General features: G+C 68.6%; 14 protein-coding genes. 5 read left to right on the top strand and 9 right to left on the bottom strand.

The genetic code is table 11. The features are described from left to right. Positions 1 to 169: 169 nt before the first annotated feature. From OK17_RS03790 to OK17_RS03780, 3 genes are all read right to left on the bottom strand, one after another. Positions 170 to 1,597: a lipase family protein gene (locus OK17_RS03790; RefSeq protein WP_461416705.1), complete on the bottom strand. Its 1,428-nt coding sequence runs from the start codon at positions 1,595 to 1,597 to the stop codon at positions 170 to 172. A 96-nt stretch (positions 1,598 to 1,693) separates the two neighbouring features. Next, positions 1,694 to 2,314 carry a TetR/AcrR family transcriptional regulator gene (locus OK17_RS03785; protein ID WP_232717517.1) on the bottom strand — a complete coding sequence of 207 codons (621 nt, stop codon included), beginning with the start codon at positions 2,312 to 2,314 and terminating at the stop codon, positions 1,694 to 1,696. 4 nt (positions 2,315 to 2,318) lie between these two features. After that, positions 2,319 to 3,920, bottom strand: coding sequence for a Rieske 2Fe-2S domain-containing protein (locus OK17_RS03780; RefSeq protein WP_232717516.1), 1,602 nt, complete (start codon positions 3,918 to 3,920; stop codon positions 2,319 to 2,321). Positions 3,921 to 4,047: 127 nt separating this feature from the next. Here OK17_RS03780 and OK17_RS03775 point away from each other — a divergent pair, with 127 nt between their 5' ends. From OK17_RS03775 to OK17_RS03760, 4 genes are read left to right on the top strand one after another with little or no spacing between them, the layout of a single operon-like run. Continuing rightward, positions 4,048 to 4,662, top strand: a complete 615-nt coding sequence (locus tag OK17_RS03775) for a TetR/AcrR family transcriptional regulator (protein WP_461416704.1) — start codon at positions 4,048 to 4,050, stop codon at positions 4,660 to 4,662. Between the two features lie 35 nt (positions 4,663 to 4,697). Continuing rightward, entirely contained in the window at positions 4,698 to 5,456 is a 759-nt protein-coding gene (locus OK17_RS03770; protein ID WP_232717514.1) for a lysophospholipid acyltransferase family protein, read from the top strand. Between the two features lie 17 nt (positions 5,457 to 5,473). Then, complete coding sequence (locus OK17_RS03765) at positions 5,474 to 6,301, top strand: lysophospholipid acyltransferase family protein (protein WP_461416703.1); 828 nt, start codon at positions 5,474 to 5,476, stop codon at positions 6,299 to 6,301. Continuing rightward, complete coding sequence (locus OK17_RS03760) at positions 6,298 to 7,131, top strand: HAD family hydrolase (RefSeq protein WP_232717512.1); 834 nt, start codon at positions 6,298 to 6,300, stop codon at positions 7,129 to 7,131. The genes OK17_RS03765 and OK17_RS03760 overlap by 4 nt, the downstream gene beginning before the upstream one ends. 7 nt (positions 7,132 to 7,138) lie before the next feature. On the opposite strand, the gene OK17_RS03755 is transcribed toward OK17_RS03760, so the two are convergent. Beyond that, positions 7,139 to 8,740 carry a peptidoglycan recognition protein family protein gene (locus OK17_RS03755; protein WP_461416702.1) on the bottom strand — a complete coding sequence of 534 codons (1,602 nt, stop codon included), beginning with the start codon at positions 8,738 to 8,740 and terminating at the stop codon, positions 7,139 to 7,141. Positions 8,741 to 9,199: 459 nt separating this feature from the next. On the opposite strand from OK17_RS03755, the gene OK17_RS03750 reads away from it, so the two are divergent. Continuing rightward, positions 9,200 to 10,687, top strand: a complete 1,488-nt coding sequence (locus OK17_RS03750; protein WP_461416708.1) for a SpoIID/LytB domain-containing protein — start codon at positions 9,200 to 9,202, stop codon at positions 10,685 to 10,687. Here the strand turns inward: OK17_RS03750 and OK17_RS03745 are convergent. The 5 genes from OK17_RS03745 to OK17_RS03725 all read right to left on the bottom strand — a co-directional run bounded on the left by OK17_RS03745 (position 10,684) and on the right by OK17_RS03725 (position 14,311). Continuing rightward, positions 10,684 to 11,370 (bottom strand): GAF and ANTAR domain-containing protein, encoded by a 687-nt coding sequence (locus tag OK17_RS03745; RefSeq protein ID WP_461416701.1) that lies wholly within the window; start codon positions 11,368 to 11,370, stop codon positions 10,684 to 10,686. The two genes, OK17_RS03750 and OK17_RS03745, sit on opposite strands and share 4 nt — an antisense overlap. A gap of 112 nt (positions 11,371 to 11,482) precedes the next feature. Further along, positions 11,483 to 12,088, bottom strand: a complete 606-nt coding sequence (locus tag OK17_RS03740; protein WP_461416700.1) for a class I SAM-dependent DNA methyltransferase — start codon at positions 12,086 to 12,088, stop codon at positions 11,483 to 11,485. Then, entirely contained in the window at positions 12,085 to 12,867 is a 783-nt protein-coding gene (locus OK17_RS03735; protein ID WP_461416699.1) for a PIG-L deacetylase family protein, read from the bottom strand. The genes OK17_RS03740 and OK17_RS03735 overlap by 4 nt, the downstream gene beginning before the upstream one ends. Next, a complete protein-coding gene (locus tag OK17_RS03730; RefSeq protein ID WP_461416698.1) occupies positions 12,864 to 13,826 on the bottom strand; it encodes an acyl-CoA dehydrogenase family protein in 963 nt (320 codons plus the stop codon). Before OK17_RS03730 ends, OK17_RS03735 begins: the two co-directional genes overlap by 4 nt. Next, positions 13,823 to 14,311, bottom strand: a complete 489-nt coding sequence (locus tag OK17_RS03725) for a glycosyltransferase family 2 protein (protein ID WP_461416697.1) — start codon at positions 14,309 to 14,311, stop codon at positions 13,823 to 13,825. The genes OK17_RS03730 and OK17_RS03725 overlap by 4 nt, the downstream gene beginning before the upstream one ends. Positions 14,312 to 14,572 lie beyond the last annotated feature (261 nt).

Raw genomic sequence — 14,572 nt, 5'->3', positions numbered from 1 at the left:
CGAGCCCCCAGCAAACCCGGGGCGATTCAGGGTGTGCCTCGAGTATCTCGGTCACAGTTGTCATGAGGGGACGAATACCCCGCATCGCTGGGCTGAAACCGGCCGGGTCGCCGGTGATGCGGGGTGCACATCACCGGCGACTCCCCGCTGCGCGGGCCGGAGCCGTGCCCTAGGGCAGGCGCGGAGGATTACCGAGTTCCTGGTTGATGGCCAGGGCCAGGTTGTTGCCGACGAGGTTCACGAACGCCCGCCAGGTCTTCGGATCGAGGGCCATCGAACCCTGATCCGTAGTGGTGCAACCGATTCCGGTCGGTTTGCCGTCCAGCCGATCGCGCATCCACACGATCCCCGGCGCGAAGCCCTCGATCGCGAGCGAGATGTGTTCACTGAAGTGGTCGCGGACGTATCGGACACTGGCATCCGGGTCGGCGCAGTAGGTGCGCACCAGGTCGTTCACCGGTCCGACCGGGGCGATCCAGTCGGGGTTCGACTGGTAGATGAACATCGGGAACCGCGGGACATTCTTGCCCATCTTCAGCTGCTCCAGCACATTTCGCGGGGTCGGGTAGCCGAGCGGATCGCCGGGTAGGTTCACCAGGCCCTTGATGTTCACGAACGGTGCCAGGGCGGCCTGGTAGGTCAGGCACAGCGGATTCTTGCTCGCGAGCAGCGCCTTGCCGAGCGGATTCAGGTTGCGTTGCAGGAATCGGTCGAGTTCGGGGTACTCGCGGCTGACACCGATGATGCCGGCGAGGATGAGCCCCGACGCGGCGTTCTTGTCGGCCAGGTCCACCATGGCCCGGACATCCGCGGGGACACCGCCTTCGGCCGCACCGACGATCGGCAGCTCCGGCGCGTACTGCTGGTGGAGCTCCGCGGCCCAACCGGTGGCGATCGCTCCGCCGGAGTAACCCATCATCCCGACCCGCAGGTCCTTCTTCAGTCCGAGAGGCGCGAAATCGCGTGCGCCGCGGATACCGTCGAGGGTGATCCGTCCGGCGAGAGGTCCGGCGGCGAAAGCAGATTCGGGTCCCTGGTGGTCGGGGATCACGACCGACCAGCCGGCACCGACCAGCGACGTGATCTGCAGGACCTCGTAGGCGGAGTCCACCGACCCGGTCAGCTGACCGGGGATCGAGGCCTGTTGCAGTGCGTACGACGGTGAGCAGTACAGCGCGGTCGAGTCCTCGGCGGACTGCCACGACACCAGCTTCGACGGCCCGGGCTTCGCCGGACCTTTCGGTTTGAGCACGGTGGCGACCGCGGGGATGGCCTCACCCCGGGTGTTGGTCGAGCGGTAGGAGATCTGCCAGGCGTCGACGTTGATCGGGATCACCGACAGCGCGGCGAGGTGGACGCGCCGGGCGGCGATCAGCTCGCCGGGCTTCTTGTCCGCGTACGCCGACGCAGGGGGTAGGTAGAAGTCCTCGTCGAACTCGGGGATGGCCGGCGGGACCGGAAACGGGAGGGGCGGCGCGACGGGCACGGCGGCGGCCGTCCCGGCGCCGAGCGCTGTGCTGCCGACGAGAACGAGGGCCAGCGCTCCGACGAATAGTCGCAGGCCATGCCTCGTTCTCCTGCCGGATGTCCGACCCATGAAGACCCCCTCGAGATAGTGAGACGCCTGTGTCTCACACTTCGAGCGAAGATACATGGATGTGTGCCGGCGCACAATCGTCGGGCAGGTGAGGTGCTAGAGCTCGGCGAACGAGAGCAGGATGTCGGAGAGAACCGAGACGATGTCGTCGAGCGGTGCCGGGTCGGGCGACACACTCCAGCGGTGGACGAGCCCGGTGAGCGCCCCGACATAGGCGATGGCCAGGTGGCGTTGCCGTTCGCTCGGTGCGCGCCCGGCGAAGTCGGCCATGGCTGCAACGAAGAACTCGACCCACTCCTCACGCCCGTCGAGGCGGTGCTGCTCGACGCGAGAGCTCACGCCCACGATCTGGACGAACGAGACCTCCGCACGACGCGGGTCGGTGCCGACCGAGGTCATGTAGGCGCTCATCGCCGCTGTGGCCAGCTGCCGGAGATCACGGGAAGCCATGCCCGCCAACGCTTCTGCGACGGCGTCGCGGGCCGCGTGCTGGATCTCGTCGTACAGCGCGACGAGCAGGTCCTCGCGGTCGCTGAACTCCTCGTAGAACTGCCGGCGCGAGAGTCCGGCGGCCCGGCAGATGGAGGTCACCGAGGAGCCGGCATAACCGGCGGGGCCGGTGAACTCGACGAGTGCGGCGTCGAGGAACCGGCGCCGGCGCTCGGCAGCGCGATCGCTGACCGGCCGCCCGGCGTAGGTCCGTTCGGACGCCGTCATCGCGTCAGTCGAGCTTGCTCGCGCGCAGCTCGTGGCCCTTCGACGTCAGGCAGCGGCCCGACGTCAGGTCCCACTGCCAGCCGTGGAGGTTGCACGTCAGCTTCTCGCCCTCGATGACGCCGAACTTGCCGAGGTCGGCCTTCAGGTGCGGGCAGCGACGCTGGATCTCCCAGCCGTCCTTGGTGATCGACGCCGAGTCGTCGTGGGCCTCGGCGAACCAGCCGTCGGCGTAGGCGATGCGCTCGTCGGTCAGGCACTTGAAGAACGTGTAGAGGTACTCGTTGTATCCGCCGATGCGCCACGTGGTGAAGCGCGTGGACAGGAAGATGGTGTTCACCCAGTCCGGCTCGTGGTCGCGGAGAACCGTGCGCACGAGTTCGGTGGCGATGCGGAAACCGTAGCGGTACTTGCCTTCTCCCTCTTTCGGCTCGCGCACGATGCGGTTGGGGAAGTCGAGCACGACGGTCTCGGTGGCGTCGTTCGCCGGACCACCACCCGGGGTCATCACCAGGCCGACGGGGTAGCCGATGCCGTCGCAGATCAGGTCCGACTGGGCCATGATCGGTTCGAAGAGTTCGCGGAGTGCGCCGATCAGCGGTTCTCCCTCGGCGGGCGCCCAGGTGGCCTTGTCCGCGGCGATGACCGGAGCGAACTTCTCCTTCATCCGCTCGAGGTAGGCGCGCTTGTTCTCGCCGAACACGTCGCCCGGCGCGTACGGGTGACTGACCTCGTTCAGCGTCGAACCGGTGAAGTCGGCGACCGAACCGGAGACCATCATCAGGCCGCGATGCTTCTCGCCGTCGTCGGTGCCGTGGATCCGCATCTGCTCCAGGAAGGTCTCCTGGTCCGGGAAGATCGAGGTCACGTCGGCGGTCTCGCCGGAGCCGAAGTCGTTGAGGTAGAACAGCTCCTCGTCGAGGAACATCGGCGGCCCGGCCGACGGCACGACCCAGGTCGCGCCGACCTGCTCGATGTACGAACGGGCACGGTCCATGCCGCGCTGACGCTTCTGAGAGGCGAAGTTGGCCTTCGACTTCCGCGGGATGTCGTACACCATCGGGTACCAGATGGCGCCCGAGTACTGCAGCAGGTGCACGTCGACGTGACCGAACGCGTCGCCGATGACGTCGAGGTCGATCGGGCGGGCGTCGTTCATGTTGAAGCAGACCGTCTCGCCGTCGGAGACGATCAGGCCGCTGTCGCCGATCGGCCCGTCGGCCGGGGCGCGCAACGCGATGATCATGACGTCGAGCGAACCCTTGTCGTTCGTCACCGTCGTCTTCACCGAGTCGGTGGTCTCGATGAACTTGGTGAAGCCGAGCTTCTCGAGTTCACCACGCAGGTCCGGCACCGGGTAGTCGGGGAGCAGGACGGTCGCGTCCTTGTTGACGTTCTCGCGCAGGTTCTTCTCGTCGAAGTGATCCCGGTGGAGGTGCGAGACGTAGAGGTAGTCGCAGTCGCCGAGCGTCTTCCAGTCGAGTTCGGAATTGTCCGGGAACGGCACCCACGAGGCGAAGTAGGTGGGGTTGACCCAGGGGTCGCAGAGGATCGATCCGGCGTTGGTCTGGATGTGGAAACCGGCGTGACCGATGCTGGTGATCTGCACGAAGAGGGCCTTTCCTGGTGTGCGCGGGGCTGCGCGTCAAAGCACTACAGTCCTCCAATGTATCGATCCGTGCGGACCGCTCGCGTGGGCCATGAGTCCCGTGGCGCGCAGATGCGACGATGAACACATGAGTTCGGGCAAGCTGTGGCGTGGGCAGACGCTCGAGGACCGGTCCACCGGCCGGCGCGAGCAGATGCTCGCCGTCGCCGAGACCCTGCTGGGGACCGGTGGCACCGCCGCGGTCACCATGCGGGCCGTCGTGCGCGAAGCCAATCTGAGTCCCCGGTACTTCTACGAGAGCTTCTCCTCGACCGAAGAGCTGGTCACCGCGGTGTACGACCGTGTCACCCGACAGCTCCTCGACCGGATCTCCGGCATCGAGCGGCCCGCTGACCGGCGGGGAAGCGTCCGTGCGTTGCTCGAGGGCTTCCGCGAGTTCTTCGATGACGAGCCGGGGCGGGCCCGCATCCTGTTACGCGAACCGCTCGCCGACGACGTCCTCCGCGCGCATCGGGCGGCCACAGTGCCCGGAGTCGTCCAGGCCGTCCTGGGCATGGTCGCCGATGAGAACTCACCCGCCCCCGAACGCGTCGCGGTGATCTCCTCGGCCCTCACCGGGGCGCTCGTGGCGCTGTACCTCGACCACATCGACGGTCGACTCGCCCTCACACCCGAACAGCTCTCCGACGCCGCCGTCGACCTCGTGTTCGCCGTCACCCGCATCGGCGCCGCGGACGCCTGACCTGCCGCGTCCGGTCACTGGTTAAGCTTTCCGGCATGGAACCCGTCTACGACACCGTGATCACCGCCGCCCGCCTGCTCTGGCTGGCCGAAGGTCTCAAGTTCAAGGTGTCGGGCGTCGAGCATGTACCGGCCGAGGGCCCCGGCGTCGTCGCGATCAACCACACCGGCTACCTCGATTTCACCTACGCCGGCATCCCCGCGCACCTGCAGGGGCGTCGCAAGGTGCGGTTCATGGCGAAGAAGGAGGTCTTCGACAACAAGATCTCCGGCCCGATCATGCGCTCGCTCAAGCACATCCCCGTCGACCGCACCGCCGGTGCCGACAGCTACCGGGCAGCGGTGGAGTACCTCGAACGCGGCGAGCTCGTCGGCGTCTACCCGGAGGCGACGATCAGCCGCAGCTTCGAGCTGAAGGCGTTCAAGTCGGGCGCGGCACGCATGGCGATCGAGTCCGGTGCGCCGATCATCCCGACCGTCATCTGGGGTGCCCAGCGCGTGTGGACCAAGGGACACCCGAAGCGGCTCGGCCGCACCGGCTACCCGATCTCGATCGGGGTCTGCGAGGCGCTCGAGCCCACCGGCGATCCCGACGCCCTCACCGCCAAGCTGCACGAGGTCATGAGCGCGAAGCTGCTCGAGCTGCAGGACGCCTACGGCGAGCACCCCAAGGGTGAGTTCTGGGTCCCGGCACGGCTCGGCGGGTCGGCGCCGACGCTCGAGGAGGCGAACCGGATGGACGCCGAGGAGCAGGCCGAACGCGCCGCCAAGCGCGCTCAGCGTGACAACCCCTGACCGTTAACCTGGGAGGCATGAGCAGCGGGCCGCGTCGAGGACGGGAGCCGGTCTACCGGACCCTGGAGATCATCGCGAACGCGCTCGTCCGCGCCCAGGCGCTGGACCTGCACTTCACCGGGGTCCAGAACATCCCGGAGACCGGCGGGGCGGTGCTGTGCATCAACCACACCGGCTATGTCGACTTCATCCCGGCCGCGCTGGGCGTGCAACGTGCCGGCCGGCGGACGCGGTTCCTCATCAAGTCCGAGGTGATGGACGTCGCGATCATGCGCTTCCTGGTCAACCACACCAAGACCGTTCCGGTGGACCGGTCCCGCGGTGCCGACGCCTACCGCGCGGCACTCGAACGCCTCCGCGACGGCCACATCGTTGCCGTCTACCCGGAGGCGACTATCAGCCGCAGCTTCGAACTGAAGGAGTTCAAGAGCGGTGCGGTACGCATGGCCGCCGAGGCCGGTGTCCCGATCGTCCCGACGATCGTGTGGGGAGCCCACCGGCAATGGACCAAGGGAGGCCCACGGAACATGGGCCGCCGCCGCATCCCGGTGCACGTCCGATACGGATTGTCGTTCACCGTCGACCCCGGTGAGAAACCCGAACGCGAGACCCTGCGGCTGCACGAGGTGATGGAGGCCATGCTCCTCGAGGTCCAGGACGCCTACGGCCCGCACCCGGCAGGCGAGTTCTGGGTACCTGCCCGGCTCGGCGGGTCTGCCCCGACACCACAGGAGGCCGCGGTCATCGAGGCCGATGAGGCGCTCCGCAAAGCCGAAGCCCGCGCCCGCAAGGCCGCGGCAAGACAACGCGAGGCCACCCAGGCCCGAGACAGAGGAAACAGATGACATTCGGTCCACCCACCCTCATCGCCAGCGACGTGGACGGAACACTGATCGACGACGAGAACCGGGTGTCGTCGCGAACCGTGTCCGCGTTGTCGGCGGCCCGTGCGGCCGGCGTCGAGTTCGTGCTCGCGACAGGTCGTCCGCCCCGGTGGATCGCCGAGATCACCGACCAGTTCGCCGGCACCGACGCCTTCGTCCGATACGCGGTGTGCGCCAACGGCGCCATCATCTACGACGCCGAGCACGATCGGGTCCTGTGGTCGGCCAACCTCGAATCCGACGCCCTCGTGAAGCTGGGGGAGATCGCCTACCGGCAGATCCCGGGATGCGGTATCGCCGCCGAACGCGCCGGACGGTCGGCACACGACGCCGCGACGCCGCCGTTCGTCGCGAGCTCGGGTTACGAACACGCCTGGCTGAACCCGGACCACGTCGAGGTCGGCGACGACGAGGTGTTCAGCGAACCGGCGGTGAAGCTGCTCGTACGGAAACCGGACATGCCCAGCGGCGAGATGGCCGCGCGACTGCAGCCCTTCGTCGGCGACCTCGCCCAGGTGACCTTCTCCACCGACAACGGCCTCGTCGAACTGTCGGTACCGGGTACGCACAAGGCCTCCGGCCTCGCGCGCCTCTGTGAGGCCACCGGCCTACCCGGCGACGGACTGATCGCCTTCGGCGACATGCCCAACGACGTCGAGATGCTCACCTGGGCGAGCCACGGCGTCGCCATGGGACACGGCCATCAGGCCGCGCTCGACGCCGCCGACGAGATCACGGTCGGCAACAACGATGACGGCGTCGCGAAGGTGCTCGAGCGCTGGTTCGCCTGACCGCCGCTCACGCTGCCGGCGGGGCTGCCTCCGGCGCAGGGCCCGGGGCCTGTTCGGGCGCTCCGGGCTCACCGGGCGGTGCTCCTTCCGGGGCCGCCTCGGGTGTCGTCTCCGGGGCCGGCGCCGCGCCACCTGCCAGCGCACGGACCTGCTCCAGCGCCGCGTAACCGTGCACGCCGGGACAACTGGTGCTGTTGTAGTCGCGGTGGCCGGAGATCATCGGCAGGTTGGACTGCGTCCCGGCCGCGAACTTGGTGCCCGCGAACCCCTCGGACATCAGGGTCGCGGTGCCCGCGGGGTTCAGACCCGCCTTGCCGAGTCGCCAGCGCAGGAAGCGTCCGGCCGCGGCCACCGCCGCCGCGGTGGGCGGCACCTCCTCCAGGTTGCCGATGAACGAGAGGCCGACCGTGTCCTTGTTGAACCCGCCGGTGTGGGTGCCCTCCACGTTGCGGTCGAGTCCGCCGAACGCGCCTTCGAAGATCTGTCCGTACTTGTCGACCAGCACGTTGTAGCCGATGTCGCACCAGTTGAGGCTCTGTGCGTGATAGGCGTAGATGCCGCGCACGATCTCGACCGACTGCTGCGGGGTGTAGTCGTTGCTACCCGCGGTGTGGTGCACGATCGCTCCCTTGAGCTGCGGCGAGTACACCGGCTGTGAACAGCGGATCCCCTCGTCGGCACCCCACTGCTGACGCGCGACCACCTGCGGTCCGCCGGTCAGCGGGGACAGCAACGACGAACCCAGCGACAGCAGACCCTCCGGGCTGATCAGGGTCGCCTTGAGGGTGTTGAGGGCCGTCTCGGCCAGCTTCGTCACGATCTCGCTTCCGGAGCCGACGGCCAGCTGGGCCAGGTCGCCGCCCTGGGTCTCGGCGGCCGGGATCGCCAGGCCGTCCTTCGACGCGGCGACCTGCACCTCCCGCGCATCGCCGACCCACACCGGTTCGGTGCCCGCCGGCTTCTCGGCACTCGGGACGGCGCCCTTCGAGATCTGCTCCAGGACAGTCCAGGGACTCCATTTCCCGTCGGGCTGCTTGGCGCGCAGCTTCAGGTCGACGTCCACGGGGCGGTCCCAGGTGAAGGCGACCATCTTGATGGGGTCCTCGCGCACGATGTGCGTCACCGCTGCACCCACCTCGCGCCCGTCGCGCATCGTCGTCACGGGAGGGGTCGTGGTGCTCGTCGGAGCGGGAGCCGGATCATCGGTCTCGGTCGTCGACGGCGCAGGCGCCTCGGAGGAGGTGGTCTCGGGTGCGCTCGACTCGGGTGCGCTCGACTCGGAAGTGCCCGGTGTGGAGGGGCTCGGCACGATGCCCTTCGGCAGCGGGACCGTCAGATCGGGGAGTGGGAACGCATCGGGATCGATCTCCGGCAGCGCGACGCCCGCGGCGGCGAGGCCCGACGACGCGACGTCGAGGATGGCGGCGGGCAACTCACGCAGCGGCACCTGCTCGATCTCGGTGTTGGCGATCTTCTGCTTGTTGTCGACGAGCCGGGTGTCGCCGGCCTGCGGGCCGGAGGTGCTCGCGATCACCGCGAACGGACTCGCGACGACCGCAGCGGCGATGGCCGCGAGAGCGATCGAATGCTTCGGTCGGGGGTAACGCACTGGGGGTCTCCTCGCCGGAGGGGTGTCCGGTCATCGATGCGATGCGCAGCCTCGCGCGCCGGGCGGGCGTCGAGGCGTGCTCGGTGTCGGCCGCCATCGTGGTGCGGGAAGACCCTCTGCCGACACGACACACGCCGACGTCGGACCACTCGTGACAGTCTTGTGACCTATGAGGCCAGTGTTACTGGTGTTATTGGTGAGGTCACGATCCGAGTCACAACTCGTGATGCGGTTGTGATCCGCTCGACTTGGTGAACGCGAATGAGGTTCACTAATGTCACGTAAGTCCCAATCGTCACATCGGCCACGATCGAGTGAAAGTTGTAGCTCCATGGCAACTTCTGAGGCTGGTGTCGTCGCGACCGAAGGATGTGTTCTGCAGTGAACGAAGCCCGACCCAGACGGCTCCTGCCGGGGAGGCCGGCGACCGGTTCCCGGCCCGCACGGACTCGCGGAAAGTTGCTGACCTGGGCCGCGGCCGGGCTCGCGCCCGCACTGCTGGCCGGAGGACTCGTCGCTGCGAGTTCAACGGAATCGACCCTCGGGGTCGAGCTTTCGGTCGGGTCGACGGTGACGCTGATCGGACACGGTCATGGCCACGGCCGCGGAATGGGGCAATGGGGTGCGTACGGCTACGCCCGTAAGGGCTGGTCGGCACAGCAGATCCTGCGTCACTTCTACGGTGGAACCACCGCGGGGAAGGTGGACAGGCCCGAGATCATCGTGGCCCTCACGGGTCAGAACTCGGTGAATGTGCATGCGGACGCCGGAATGCGCGTCGGAGGTCAGACGGTGGCTCCCGGACAGGCGGTCAGCTTGTCCGGGGGCACGGCCACCATCCGCAGCGGCTGCGGCGGTGGCGTGATCCGCTCCGTCCCGGCCACGTTCGTCGAACCGCTGAGCATGGCGCCGAACCGGCCTGCGGCCGAGTTCCTCAAGTTCTGCGGTTCCGAGAAGGCTTACCGGGGCGCACTCGGCCTCGAAGGTGGACGCGTGGTCAACCGCATCCACATCGACGACTACGTCAAGGGAGTCATCCCGCGTGAGAGTCTGCCCGCCTGGGCCGACTCCGGTGGTGCCGCGGCGCTGCAGGCGCAGGCCGTCGCCGCACGTACCTATGCACTCGCCGCCATCGCCGGCGGCAAGAAGATCGACGACACCCAGAACTCCCAGGTGTACGGCGGCGTGTCCGGCGAAGACCGTCGTACGAATGTGGCGGCCGACGCGACCGCAGGCCAGATCCTGCTGCAGAACGGCCAGCCCGCATTCACCGAGTTCTCCGCCTCGACGGGCGGCTTCTCGGCGGGCGGCCGATTCCCGGCCGTACCGGACGAGGGTGACACGGTCTCGCCCAATCACAACTGGACCGAGACGATCTCCGCCGGCACCATCGGCTCGGCGTTCGGTGTCGGTGCACTCCGGAGCTTCGAGGTCGTCGAGGCCAACGGCCTCGGTGCTGAACACGGCCGCGCGATCAAGGTCCGCGCTGTGGGTTCCGGTGGAACCTCCGAGGTCTCCGGCGAAGAAGCCCGCACCAAGCTCAAGCTGAAGTCGTCGTGGTTCACCGTCCAGGGCCAGCCGGCGCCGCGCATCGTCAAGCCGCCCACCGGACCGTCCGGGCCCTCGCTGGGACTCGACTTCGGTAGCTTCGGGCAACTCGTCGACCAGATCATCCCCGGCGGGGCGAAGTTCCTGGAGATCGCCTCCTCGGCCATGGACGGCAAGTTCGCCGACCTCGGCGGGCTCTCCGGCCCGCTCGGAGAGGCGATGGGTCTCCCGTCGCTGACCCCCGACGCCGCCGGCGTCACGCAGGTATACGAAAAGGGGATGATGTTCTTCACCCCGGCCGCCGGACCGCGCGTCCTGGTCGGCAAGAGTCTCGCGGAGTTCCAGGGACGCGGCGGCATCCCGGCGCTGGGGTTCCCGAAGGAAGACGGACTCGGCTAGGAGGTCTCCGGACCGGCCACGACGATCTGCGCAGCGACATCGACCAGCTTGGTGTTGGTGTCCTGCGACAGTCGGGCGAGCAGTGCGAAGGCCTCGGTGGCATCGAGCTTGTAGCGCTCCATGATCATGCCCTTGGCCTGACCGATGATGTCGCGTGAGCTGAGTGCGGCCCGGAGCTGTTGCTTCTCCTGGATCGCACCGAACGCGGTCGCGGCGTGCGCGGCGAACAGCTCGCCCAACTGGCGCGCCTCGGCAGGGAACGCGTGGGGACGGGTGCTGTGCAGGTTCAGGGCACCGAAGTCGTCACCGTCGATGTACAAGAAGAAGCACGCCATCGAACGGATGCCGATGTCGGCGGCGGCCGCGGCGAACCGGGGCCAGCGTTCTTCGGCGTGCATGTCGTCGATCCACACCGTCACGTCGTTGACCGCGGCACGGAGGCACGGGCCCTCGCCGAGCTCGCGCTGCAGTTCGTCGGCCTCGCCGCCCAGGTCGCCGATCATGACGGGGGTCTCGACGACGCCGTGCGACACGAGCGTCACCGATGCGTACTCAGCGCCCGGGATGGCGTCGACGGCGTACTTCGTCATCGACCGCACGGCGGCCTCGGTGTCATCGCTTTGTTTACGCATCTCGCCGGCGATGCGCGTCATCTGCGCTCCGAAGTCCGACAACTGGGTCACTCCTGCCTCCTTGGGAGACCGCATTTCGCGCGTCTCAGCCCCGCACGACAGCTGAGCGCAGGAAACGAAACACTCGTTTGTCGAGAATCTATTATGCCGGATCGTATAAGCCCTACGAATCGACGAGTCCCTCTCGTTGCGCAACCGACCGTTCAGGTGACAGATGGAAAACATCCAGCCGGAAATCGGTGTCGGAGTACGACGTCGAGGCCACCATCGGAGATTCGGCCAGAGCCGCGTGGACGTCGTCGCCGGACTGCGGATAGTCGGAGACGGGCCAGCGCCAGTGGACGGCGACGACCTCCCCGCCCGGAGCCAGAGCCGCTGGGAGGCGGGCGATCAGGTCGGCCAGCGTGTCCGCGTCCAGGTAGTAGAGCACCTCGCTGAGAACGACGAGGTCGAAGCGCTGCGACGGCCAGTCGGCTGCGATGTCGCCGATCCGGACGTCGACATGGGGGTACCCGGCGAGCCGCTGTCGGGCGAGGTCGACGGCCCGCGGGCTGACATCGGTGGACAGCAGCCGGTCGCACCGCGGGGCCAGTCCCTCGCTCAGTACCCCGATCGAGCATCCGGGCTCGAAGACCGATCGGTAACGAGGCTTGGTCAGTGCGCCCAGTGTCAGTGCGTACTTACGCTGCTCGTACCACCGCGAGGTGAAGCCCCACGGGTCGTCGCTCGCCGCGTACATGTCATGGAAGTAGCTGTCGGGCAATCTCATACGAACACGAACTCCCGATCACGAAGCAGTCTGGCCAGAATGTGTGGACCGAGGACGACGGCGTCCTCGGGGGCATCCGAAAGGGGGTTGACCTGGGTGACGAATGCCTCGACCGCCGCACGTTTGCGCGCGAGCGCCTCGTCGTCGAGGTCGAAGGTCTGAACCCGATGCCACGGGACGGCCGGATCGTCGGGAAGTGCCCAGTGCCACATCCAGATCGGGTACATCCACAACGGAATTCCGAGTCGGTCGCCGACGCGCTGGGCGCAACGGCCCACGGTCTCGTGGTCGGGGTGGCCGTCGTGCGCCCACACGGCCAGCAGGCCGGTGGCGACGTCCGGTTTCTCGGCGAGAACCCGGGCCACGATCACCTCGATCTCCTCCTCGTGCTCGGCGAGACCGCCGTCGGGGAGACCGCACCATCGGGATGGGCGCAGGCCCAATTGTGCTGTTGCCGAGTCGAGTTCATCGCGGCGCCGGTCGGCCAGCTGGTCCGGTGTGAGTGTCGGCGAGCCCGGGTGCGACGCTGCTCCGTCGGACAGACAGACCGTCACCACCTCGATCCCGCGGCGCGCGGCCGCGGCGAGCAGAGCGCCGACCCCGAGCACCTCGTCGTCGGGATGCGCGGACAGCACGACCAGGCGATCGACCGAGAGATCCACGCCCGGCCAGCGACCTCGGACGGCGAACCACCGTTGCCACTCGATCTCCGGGGTTCCGTTCTCCGCGACCGGCGTTGCCGCAAAACGTTCCGACATGCCGTCGGCATCCGAGGTCATGAGTCCTCCTTCGCGGGTTCCTCGAGGGGGCCCGGGATGTGTCCGTCGACGAGAGACCCGAGAACCGCGAGGTCGGCGTCGGCGTGCGACTGCCGGATGTAGACGGAGAGGTCGGCGACAGCCTGGGCGTGATCGGGGTCGGCGACCATCGGCCCGGGGCCGAGCGCGCGCCCGACCCGGTCGATGACGGCGGTCGCGATCTGTTCGATCGACCACCGCAGGGCGAACGCCTCACGCTGCGACGGAGCGGTGGGGTCGGCGTCGATGTGCCGGGCGGCGGCCTCGATCGCGGCCCACCCGGCTGCGAGCTGGGCGTCAACCGCACCGGCGTGCATCCGCAGGAGCGGGTCGTCCGAGCGGCTCACCGCGCGGTACAGCGGCCGGGCGACCCGCCGCGCCCCGCCGAACCAGCACGCCGCAACCCCCATCCCGCCGTGCCAGAAGCCGGGACGATCCAGATACGCCCCGACCTCGCCGACCGCTGTTGCGGGCACCGCGTCGAAGGTGACGCTCCCGGTGTCGGTGGCCCGCATGCCGGCGGCGTGCCAGGACGAGAGGTCGGTGGACACGCCCGCCTGCCGCAGGTCGACCGCGAACAGGCGGTTGCCGTCGACGGTCACGGCCGTGACGAGGGCATGGGTGCACGCCCCCGCCCCCGAACACCACTCCTTGACGCCGTCGAGCCGGAACCCGTCCGCGGCCGGCCGGGCGTCGACCCGCGTCCCGGGTGGCTGAGCAGCCCAGACGCCCCAGAACTCGCCCGGCCGGACCGCGCCGCCGACGATCTCGCCGAGGATGGCGTCGGCGTCGGCATGCGCCTCGACGAGCCGCCCGGTGCTGATGTCGTCAGAGCAGAGGCGGGTGAGCGCGGAGAATCGCTCGAGTGTCGAACCGGTGCCGGGTCGAGGCAGGCCGAACCCGGTGGAGTCGACGATCTTGCGGGCCGCGTCGGTGCTCATCGGATGGTCCCGGGAGTCTGATCGGTGAGTTCACGCAGGTAAGAGGCGAAACCGGCGACGGTCCGGCTAACCCGCCGCGTCGAGGTGCGTACCGGGGCGTCCGCGCCCCAGACGATCGGCACGGCGGCCTCCTCGAGCCGCCGCACGAGGTCGACGTCCTCGTGCGCGTCGAGATCCCGGAATCCGCCCGCAGCGGAGTAGGCGGTCGCCCGCATGCCCAGGTTCGCGCCGTGCACGTGGCGGTGACCGGGTCGGGCGTCGTAGCGGGCGTCGAACATCGTCCCGGTTGCGGGCGGCCACCCGTCGAAGCCGTCGGGAGTGACGATTCCCACGAACGCGTCGGCTCCGGAGTCTGCAGCCGCGACATGGGTGAGCAGCCAGTCGGACGGCACCGCCGAGTCGGCATCGGTCGTCGCGAACCAGGTGGTGTCGGCCGGCGTCGGCGAGGCCGCGGCGAACCCACCCGCCGTGCGGTGCCGACGCACCTGGCGGTCACGTGGACTGTCGTCATGTGGCCGGGGACGGCGCCGGCGGAGTCGTCGTCGCAGGAGTCGAGCACCACGATCACCTGCACCGACGCGCGGACGGCGGCGATCGCGGCGTCGAGTGCGCCCAGGCAGGAGGGAAGCAGGGCCTGCTCGTTGTGGACGGGCACGACCACCACGATGTCGGTGATGGGGGAGGCCACCGCAGCAGGTGGCGCGGCGGCCACCGGTGTCGACAACTCAGGTGATGACGTCACGGTG

The sequence above is a fragment of the Gordonia sp. GN26 genome, assembly GCF_054823965.1.
Note: the sequence above shows the minus strand (reverse complement) of the source record. Positions and strands in the feature narration are given on the sequence as shown.

Excerpts from the sequence above, each read along its gene's own strand:
- OK17_RS03790 (WP_461416705.1), bottom strand. The coding sequence starts at position 1,597 with ATGGGTCGGACATCCGGCAGGAGAACGAGGCATGGCCTGCGACTATTC.
- OK17_RS03785 (WP_232717517.1), bottom strand. The coding sequence starts at position 2,314 with ATGACGGCGTCCGAACGGACCTACGCCGGGCGGCCGGTCAGCGATCGC.
- OK17_RS03775 (WP_461416704.1), top strand. The coding sequence starts at position 4,048 with ATGAGTTCGGGCAAGCTGTGGCGTGGGCAGACGCTCGAGGACCGGTCC.
- OK17_RS03770 (WP_232717514.1), top strand. The coding sequence starts at position 4,698 with ATGGAACCCGTCTACGACACCGTGATCACCGCCGCCCGCCTGCTCTGG.
- OK17_RS03765 (WP_461416703.1), top strand. The coding sequence starts at position 5,474 with ATGAGCAGCGGGCCGCGTCGAGGACGGGAGCCGGTCTACCGGACCCTG.
- OK17_RS03760 (WP_232717512.1), top strand. The coding sequence starts at position 6,298 with ATGACATTCGGTCCACCCACCCTCATCGCCAGCGACGTGGACGGAACA.
- OK17_RS03740 (WP_461416700.1), bottom strand. The coding sequence starts at position 12,088 with ATGAGATTGCCCGACAGCTACTTCCATGACATGTACGCGGCGAGCGAC.
- OK17_RS03735 (WP_461416699.1), bottom strand. The coding sequence starts at position 12,867 with ATGACCTCGGATGCCGACGGCATGTCGGAACGTTTTGCGGCAACGCCG.
- OK17_RS03730 (WP_461416698.1), bottom strand. The coding sequence starts at position 13,826 with ATGAGCACCGACGCGGCCCGCAAGATCGTCGACTCCACCGGGTTCGGC.